We start from the raw sequence: 7,115 nt of genomic DNA, 5'->3' as shown, positions 1-7,115 counted from the left end.
TTGATTACGGCTCAAGAGGTTACAGGTTTGAATCCTGTCATGGTCACAAAAAAACTCTCAAAAATACTTGAGAGTTTTTTTTATTTTAAGCATTTTCTAAAAACTTTTTAAAGTTCCCTTCAAAAAATCTTGGTGGATATTCTAGATCTAATGCTTCTTGCAATTCTTTATCTTCCCAAACTACTTCTAAACCAATTTCTTTGTTCAATTTATAATTGTCATCCCTTTCTGTATAACCACACATTAAGTAAGGTTTTTTTAAATCTCTAAAAAATCTAAAAAATTTACCCATGACACAAAATATGGTTTCATTACAATCTCCAGTAATATCATATCTATAAAATATGGGGAAATCTTCCGTTTTAAAATCTACTAAATCGCTTTCCCTTAAATCTTTACTAGAAATCTCTTTATTTTTCAACTTTTTATATGTTTCTTCTTTTATTGGCAACACAATACAATGACCTGCATAAAAACCAGCTTTACCTGTATAAATGTAATTTAGGTCTGGTAAAAGTTTAACTGCCTGTTTAATAAAATTATTATTTACATAGGCTTCAATTTGGTGCTGAGAGTCGATAAATTTATGTAAGTATTTAATATCGTAACCAATATCTATGGTTCGTATATTATCGGTTTTTAAATCTATCTGATCTGCATACCAAGAAAGTTTTGGTAACTGGTTAGATTGTTGAAACAAAGAATATTTTCTAGTTTTAAAATTATAAAAAGTAGGGATTGGTACAGCCGCATTTAAGTTATGTATTAGCTGATAAGGCATTAATGTTTCTAAAACAATTTCTTCTTCTTTTTCTGATTTTATGAGTGTTGCGTTTTTTCCCCAACGTTGAATTGTTTTTAAATCTACATCTAAGGAGTTTGCAAATTCAGTTTGAGAAACCTCTACAAAAACTCTATAATCTAAGAGTAACTCTCCTATAGTGTTGTATTTTTATATCACATCAACATAAAAACAATGGACACAGAATGTCCTAAGTTAGGTTTTTTAAATAAACTAATTTTGTAATAGCTTAATTTAACACTACACAAATTGATTTATTTTATAATTTAATTCATAAAAATACATAAAAAAATGTTAGGTTAGTTAAAAGTTAACTGATTACAAAATTGAAATTTTAAATGTTTTAAAGCCCCCGATTTTTCATTCAATGAACTCACCTCGAAAGAGGTGAGTTTTTTTTAAAATCAAAAAGGTTTTAAGCAAATGCTTAAAACCTTTTATCTAACCAAACTTAGTATAAAAATACTAATTACTACTATCTTTATAAATCTTCTTAGAGCCATACAGCAATCCTACCAAAAACAACAGCCCTGTTAAACCATCTATAGGCAAACCTGGTGGAGGTGGTGGTGGTATTGGTGGTGGTAAAACTTGAGTATTCCCCAAGAAAGGCACCATCAATAAAACAAACACTAATAAAATTTTTTTTAAACTCATTTATACTTATCTATCCTTTCAGACACATACGTAAAAAAAAGTCACATGGTTTTTTAAATTAAAAAAACTTACAATTTTTTGCAAGTTTAGTCTAAATATTTTCTTAATGCAATTCTATGTTCTGAAATGCTTTTATTATAGTCTGTAACTACTGTTTCGAGTATTTCAGGTGGTTTTAAACCAATATCTTTTTTTGATTTATATTTAGAAACATATAAATTATAGATGGTATTTTGTTTTTCGAAAATTAAGAAATGGGTTTCGTTTAAAGTGGTGTAAGAAATTTCATTTCCAGAAAAGGTGTTCGAGGTATCTTTAAAAAAATCTGAAAACTCGTAATATTTTAAAATATTTTCCATTTCTAAACCAATTCTGCAGACAAACCCAACTGTAATAGTTTAGAACACCTAGGTTCTAAATCTTTATACTCGCCAGATTTTACAGTACATTTTCCTTTATAATGCACTAAAGTTGCGCATTGCTCTGCTTGCTCTAAAGTATGATCGCAAACATCTATTAAAGAATCTATTACATGGTCAAATGTATTTACATCATCATTATGTAAAACAATTTCATGCTGAAAAACTTCTTGCTCTAAGACATCTACCTCTTCTTGTATTTTTTCTTTTGTGCTCATATTTACAAAATTACGACTTATTGTATTTTAATGCAACCCAATTATTTCTTTCGATAAAAGTTTCCAATTTTAATTTGTATTTAGATACTTCTGCATCTATAATTGGTATGTCTTCTTGGTAAAAACCGCTTAAAAGTAAAATTCCATTTTCGTTTAAACAATTTGCATACACTTTCATATCCATCAATAAGATATTTCTATTAATATTTGCAATGATTACATCGTACTTTTTATTGATTAACAAAGAAGAATCTCCTTCATAAACGGAAATATTTTTACTATTATTGCGTGTTACATTTTCTATTGAATTCTCATAACACCAATTATCAATATCTATGGCATCTGTTGGTTTTGCGCCCTTCATTTCTGCAAAAATGGCTAAAATACCAGTACCACAACCCATGTCTAGCACTTTTTTGTTTTCTAAATCTAATTGTAATAAATGTTGCACCATCATGTGTGTGGTTTCATGATGTCCTGTACCAAAACTCATTTTGGGCTCTATTACAATATCATATTTCAAGTTTGGGTTTTCATGAAAAGGCGCACGAATACTTACCAAGTCATCTACTTGAATAGGTGTAAAGTTTTTTTCCCATTCTGCATTCCAATTGGTTTGCTCAACTTCATTTTTAGTGTATTCTATTGAAAATTCTTTTGAATTTAAAATATAAATATCGTCTAAAATTGTTGGTTTATATCCATCTTTCTGAATGTAAGCAGTTACTCCTGTTTCGTTTTCTACAAAACTCTCAAACCCAACATTACCTAATTCTGCAATTAATATTTCTGTAGCAGGTTCTTTTGGCGAAACTGTAAAGTTATACTCTATATATATGTTATCCATAAAAAAATGCATCAAGATTTTAAATCTTGATGCAAATTTATTGGTTTTCTTTTAATTTTCTACTACACTCAGTAACTTATATGGCTTTTATAATTGCTGTAAAATCGTCAACTTTTAAAGCTGCACCACCAATTAAACCACCATCTACATCTGGTTTAGAAAAAATTTCTTCTGCATTTGCTGGTTTTACACTGCCACCATATAATATAGACACATTTTCTGCAACGTCTTTGTTGTATTGTTTTTCGATAATACTTCTTATAAATGCATGCATTTCTTGTGCTTGTTCTGGACTTGCAGTTTCTCCTGTACCAATTGCCCAAACTGGTTCGTATGCTAAAATGATGCTTTTCCAATCTTTAGCTTCTAAATGAAACAATGCATTTTTTAACTGGCTTTCTACAACAGCAAAATGGTTATTAGATTTTCTATCTTCTAACAACTCACCAAAACAAAAAATAGTTTCCATTTTGTTTTCTAAAATTGCATCTACTTTTTCCGCTAAAGAAGCATCTGTTTCGTTAAAGTAAGTTCTTCTTTCTGAGTGCCCTAAAATAACCGTTTCTACACCGATAGATTTTAACATATCTGCAGAAATTTCACCTGTAAAAGCACCATTTTTTGCTTGATGCATATTTTGTGCAATCACTTCTATTTTTGATTTTTTTGCCGCTTTTACAGAAGAAGATAAATTCACAAATGTTGGAGCAACTATTACACGTGTGTTTTTTAATTCCTCTTTTTTAATGGCTTTTTTTAAATCTTTAATTAATTGTTTACTTTCTTCTTTGTTGTTATTTAACTTCCAGTTTCCAGCTACTATCTTAGTTCTCATAATTATATATTTTAAGCTTTTACAAGCTAATTTTTATTTTTTTTTAATGATGTAAATTTAAGAAATGGAAAGTTATTTTATTGGGCTTATTAGAAATAGTTACTAAAACGATTTATATGTTTTAATTTAAAGCTTCTTCAATAGCAGAATCTGATGCTCTTGTAGCTTTAAAAAGTGCAATTTTTCCATTTTCATCTATCACCATATATCTTGGAATCCATCCTAAATTTAAAAAATCTACAAAATCACCAGATTTCATTCCGTTTGGTAAATTATAGTGTTCTCCTTTTATTTTAAATCGGCGAATGCCATTTTTCCAAGCATTTCTATTTTTATCAACAGATAAAAATAAAAAAACTACTTTTGGAAATTTATTTTGTAAATTCTTTACACTTGGTAAACCTTTTATACAATCTCCACACCAAGAAGCCCAAACGTCTATTAATATTTTTTTACCTTGATAGGTTTTTAAAATACTATCTATAGAAATTTCTGAGTCGTTTAAAGTAAATGCAGTATCTTGTAATGCAAGTTTAGAAAATTCTGTGGGTTTTTCGAGTGTGCAACTAAAAAATAATACTGCAAAAACTAAAATTGTATATCTCATTAATTGTAAAGTATTTAAAATTTTTGTCTTCTTAGGTTTTAATAACTTACAAAATAAAGTATTTTTGTGACACTTTATAAATTATTATGACTACACAAGAATTGGTTGCGCAAATTAAAAAGAAAAAATCTTTTTTATGTATTGGTTTAGATGTTGATTTAGATAAAATTCCAACACATTTATTAGATGAAGAAGATCCAATTTTTGCGTTTAATAAAGCCATTATCGATGCTACTCATCAACTTTGTGTAGCTTATAAACCCAATATAGCTTTTTACGAAGCTTATGGTTTAAAAGGATGGAAATCTTTAGAGAAAACAATTATTTATTTAAATAAAAACTATCCAGAAATTTTTACCATTGCAGATGCAAAACGTGGCGATATTGGCAATACTTCTACCATGTATGCCAAGGCTTTTTTTGAAGATTTAAAATTTGATGCTGTTACCATTGCGCCTTATATGGGCAAAGATTCTGTAGAACCTTTTTTAGCTTTTAAAAACAAACACACTATTATGCTAGCTTTAACATCTAATAAAGGTGCTTTTGATTTTCAAACAAAAAAAATTGACGATAAAGAATTGTACAAACATGTTTTAGAAACTTCTAAATCATGGCAAAATTCTGAAAACTTAATGTATGTTGTTGGGGCAACAAAAGCTGAATATTTTAAAGAAATTAGAACTATTGTGCCCAACTCATTTTTATTAGTACCTGGTGTGGGTGCTCAAGGTGGTAGTTTGCAAGATGTTTGTAAATATGGGTTGTCTAAAAATATTGGTTTATTAATAAACTCGTCTAGAGGAATTATTTATGCATCCAAAGAAAAAGATTTTGCAGAAAAAGCTGCACTAAAAGCTGTTGAATTACAAAAACAAATGGAAGCGTACTTATAAAATTAAAAGTCTTGGGTTATTGTAAATTATTAAGAAATCACATTTAATGTTCCGCTTTCTAAATAACTAACCTTGTTTAATTTTGTTTGAATTCTCATCGCTTTAAAAGCAGCAAAATCACTTTTATTTTCATCTATAAAACGATAATCGTTAGACTTTTCTAACAATTTTGTATACCTTTCTTGTAGGTGTTTTTTGTAGGTTTGTAGTTGGTTAATTCTTGACATAACTAAAAATTGGTCATATAAATATAATAAAATTTATATGACCAATTGATAAAAATATAATTTTAACAAAATTTACTTACCATCTTGCAAGGCAAATACTTGTTTTAAAAGTTTTGTATTTCTTAAACCTACTTTTTCTCTAATTCCTTTCTCTTCTACTTCTATCATTTTAAAAACACCTTCTAAAGCTTTAGAAGCAACATAGTCTGTTAAGTCTGGATTCACTTTTTTAACAAATGGAATAGAGTTGTATTTAGATATTAAATTATTCCAAACTTTATCTGCCCCAACTTTAGCAAAAGAATTTTCTATAACAGGACTAAAACTTTGATATAAATTTTCTTGTGTTTTTGTTTGCAGATAACTGGTAGCTGCATTTTTATCTCCTAAAAGTATGTCTTTAGCGTCGGTAAAAGTAATGCCCTTTACTGCATCTACAAAAATTGGTGTGGCCGTTTTTACGGCATCTTCTGCAGCTCTGTTTAATACTTTTATCCCTTCATCTGCTAAATTACCCAAACCAATTTTGCGCAAACCATTATCTACAGCTTGTAATTCTTTTGGTAATGCAATTTTTACCAACTCATTTCTAAAAAAACCATCTTTAGCAGTTAATTTAGTAACTTGAGTTTTAATGCCTTTATCTAAAGCTTGTCTTAAACCATTTCCTATCTGATCTTGTGTTAATCCTCCTCCATTGGGTAAATTATTAACTACATTCTGCAATTCTGCACAACCTACAAATTGTATTGCAATTACTAAAATTAAAATTCTTTTTATCATTATGTGTATTAATTATTAACTATCATTTTGGAAACTCTTTTTTACAAAAAGTCACTTTTAAACAAAACTATCTGTTTTTTTATCATAACCATATGGGCAGTGTTTGCAACCACTTTTACAACAGTAACCTCTTTTTAAATGAAATTTTTCTGTAAAAACTTTATAGCCTTGTTCGTTTACGTAATAATCTCCTTCTTCCAAAGGTATTCTTTTATTATACATGCTGCAAAAATATTATTTTTAATGCATAAAAAAAGCGTTCTTAAGAACGCTTTTTTTAAAATATCTACTTTTCTTCTTCTGGTGGAAATCTAGAAACTATTTCTTTCACAAATTCCTTTATCCTAATTTCTTTTTTTGCTCTATCTTGTATTTTTAATGCTCCAGTACCAACACCTTGCCACACTAATTCTTTTTTTTCTTTATCGATAAAATCTACAAATAAAGTACCTTCTGTGTATTGAGAAACATTTACGTTATTGTTCATTCCACCCCACATCCAAGGATTCCAACCCCAACCAAAACCGTAGCCAAAATTATTTTGATTTACATTTACTCTTTCTCTAGACTTTGTAAAAATACTCACCAACATATCTGGATTTTCAGATTTAAAAAACCCCTTAGCAATCAACTCTGCTTCTATAGCTCTTAAAATTCTCTTTTTATCTAAATCAGAAATTTCTGCTTTATCTATTCCTTTTTTATAAAAAGCAAAGGTTTTATATTTGTTAAAATCTACTTGTGCATCATAATCTGTAGCAACTTTAATACTACTACAAGAAGACAATAGCACAATACTAGCTAATAGTAAGGTTTTTATATAT

General features: G+C 28.5%; 12 protein-coding genes. 1 reads left to right on the top strand and 11 read right to left on the bottom strand.

Features of this window, described 5'->3' with window-relative positions:
- Positions 1-85: 85 nt before the first annotated feature.
- The 7 genes from ACTG3S_RS05745 to ACTG3S_RS05715 all read right to left on the bottom strand — a co-directional run bounded on the left by ACTG3S_RS05745 (position 86) and on the right by ACTG3S_RS05715 (position 4,385).
- Positions 86-781 carry a hypothetical protein gene (locus ACTG3S_RS05745; protein ID WP_439128411.1) on the bottom strand — a complete coding sequence of 232 codons (696 nt, stop codon included), beginning with the start codon at positions 779-781 and terminating at the stop codon, positions 86-88.
- A gap of 486 nt (positions 782-1,267) precedes the next feature.
- Positions 1,268-1,459 carry a PID-CTERM protein-sorting domain-containing protein gene (locus ACTG3S_RS05740; RefSeq protein WP_439128410.1) on the bottom strand — a complete coding sequence of 64 codons (192 nt, stop codon included), beginning with the start codon at positions 1,457-1,459 and terminating at the stop codon, positions 1,268-1,270.
- A gap of 86 nt (positions 1,460-1,545) precedes the next feature.
- Positions 1,546-1,818, bottom strand: coding sequence for a hypothetical protein (locus ACTG3S_RS05735; RefSeq protein ID WP_439128409.1), 273 nt, complete (start codon positions 1,816-1,818; stop codon positions 1,546-1,548).
- A gap of 2 nt (positions 1,819-1,820) precedes the next feature.
- Positions 1,821-2,096 carry an ATP-dependent Clp protease adaptor ClpS gene (locus tag ACTG3S_RS05730; RefSeq protein ID WP_439128408.1) on the bottom strand — a complete coding sequence of 92 codons (276 nt, stop codon included), beginning with the start codon at positions 2,094-2,096 and terminating at the stop codon, positions 1,821-1,823.
- Positions 2,097-2,106: 10 nt separating this feature from the next.
- Positions 2,107-2,943: a 50S ribosomal protein L11 methyltransferase gene (gene prmA, locus ACTG3S_RS05725; RefSeq protein WP_439128407.1), complete on the bottom strand. Its 837-nt coding sequence runs from the start codon at positions 2,941-2,943 to the stop codon at positions 2,107-2,109.
- A 76-nt stretch (positions 2,944-3,019) separates the two neighbouring features.
- Positions 3,020-3,778, bottom strand: coding sequence for a triose-phosphate isomerase (tpiA, locus tag ACTG3S_RS05720; RefSeq protein ID WP_439128406.1), 759 nt, complete (start codon positions 3,776-3,778; stop codon positions 3,020-3,022).
- A 121-nt stretch (positions 3,779-3,899) separates the two neighbouring features.
- Positions 3,900-4,385, bottom strand: a complete 486-nt coding sequence (locus ACTG3S_RS05715) for a TlpA family protein disulfide reductase (protein ID WP_439128405.1) — start codon at positions 4,383-4,385, stop codon at positions 3,900-3,902.
- Positions 4,386-4,471: 86 nt separating this feature from the next.
- Here ACTG3S_RS05715 and pyrF point away from each other — a divergent pair, with 86 nt between their 5' ends.
- Entirely contained in the window at positions 4,472-5,281 is an 810-nt protein-coding gene (gene pyrF, locus ACTG3S_RS05710; protein WP_439128404.1) for an orotidine-5'-phosphate decarboxylase, read from the top strand.
- Positions 5,282-5,310: 29 nt separating this feature from the next.
- Here pyrF and ACTG3S_RS05705 read toward each other — a convergent pair whose 3' ends face one another.
- The 4 genes from ACTG3S_RS05705 to ACTG3S_RS05690 all read right to left on the bottom strand — a co-directional run bounded on the left by ACTG3S_RS05705 (position 5,311) and on the right by ACTG3S_RS05690 (position 7,111).
- Positions 5,311-5,508, bottom strand: coding sequence for a Lacal_2735 family protein (locus ACTG3S_RS05705; protein WP_439128403.1), 198 nt, complete (start codon positions 5,506-5,508; stop codon positions 5,311-5,313).
- A 72-nt stretch (positions 5,509-5,580) separates the two neighbouring features.
- Positions 5,581-6,291, bottom strand: coding sequence for a DUF4197 domain-containing protein (locus ACTG3S_RS05700; protein WP_439128402.1), 711 nt, complete (start codon positions 6,289-6,291; stop codon positions 5,581-5,583).
- 57 nt (positions 6,292-6,348) lie between these two features.
- Complete coding sequence (locus ACTG3S_RS05695) at positions 6,349-6,513, bottom strand: DUF5522 domain-containing protein (protein ID WP_439128401.1); 165 nt, start codon at positions 6,511-6,513, stop codon at positions 6,349-6,351.
- 64 nt (positions 6,514-6,577) lie between these two features.
- Positions 6,578-7,111, bottom strand: coding sequence for a DUF4136 domain-containing protein (locus ACTG3S_RS05690; RefSeq protein ID WP_439128412.1), 534 nt, complete (start codon positions 7,109-7,111; stop codon positions 6,578-6,580).
- Positions 7,112-7,115: the final 4 nt, after the last annotated feature.

The organism is Polaribacter sp., from assembly GCF_965656025.1.
Classification (GTDB): domain Bacteria; phylum Bacteroidota; class Bacteroidia; order Flavobacteriales; family Flavobacteriaceae; genus Polaribacter.
Note: the sequence above shows the minus strand (reverse complement) of the source record. Positions and strands in the feature narration are given on the sequence as shown.

What these genes read in the sequence shown, in the direction of transcription:
- pyrF (WP_439128404.1), top strand. Translation starts at nt 4,472, where the DNA reads ATGACTACACAAGAATTGGTTGCGCAAATTAAAAAGAAAAAATCTTTT.
- ACTG3S_RS05735 (WP_439128409.1), bottom strand. Translation starts at nt 1,818, where the DNA reads ATGGAAAATATTTTAAAATATTACGAGTTTTCAGATTTTTTTAAAGAT.
- ACTG3S_RS05745 (WP_439128411.1), bottom strand. Translation starts at nt 781, where the DNA reads ATGCCTTATCAGCTAATACATAACTTAAATGCGGCTGTACCAATCCCT.
- ACTG3S_RS05740 (WP_439128410.1), bottom strand. Translation starts at nt 1,459, where the DNA reads ATGAGTTTAAAAAAAATTTTATTAGTGTTTGTTTTATTGATGGTGCCT.
- prmA (WP_439128407.1), bottom strand. Translation starts at nt 2,943, where the DNA reads ATGGATAACATATATATAGAGTATAACTTTACAGTTTCGCCAAAAGAA.
- ACTG3S_RS05700 (WP_439128402.1), bottom strand. Translation starts at nt 6,291, where the DNA reads ATGATAAAAAGAATTTTAATTTTAGTAATTGCAATACAATTTGTAGGT.
- ACTG3S_RS05730 (WP_439128408.1), bottom strand. Translation starts at nt 2,096, where the DNA reads ATGAGCACAAAAGAAAAAATACAAGAAGAGGTAGATGTCTTAGAGCAA.
- ACTG3S_RS05715 (WP_439128405.1), bottom strand. Translation starts at nt 4,385, where the DNA reads ATGAGATATACAATTTTAGTTTTTGCAGTATTATTTTTTAGTTGCACA.
- tpiA (WP_439128406.1), bottom strand. Translation starts at nt 3,778, where the DNA reads ATGAGAACTAAGATAGTAGCTGGAAACTGGAAGTTAAATAACAACAAA.
- ACTG3S_RS05705 (WP_439128403.1), bottom strand. Translation starts at nt 5,508, where the DNA reads ATGTCAAGAATTAACCAACTACAAACCTACAAAAAACACCTACAAGAA.
- ACTG3S_RS05695 (WP_439128401.1), bottom strand. Translation starts at nt 6,513, where the DNA reads ATGTATAATAAAAGAATACCTTTGGAAGAAGGAGATTATTACGTAAAC.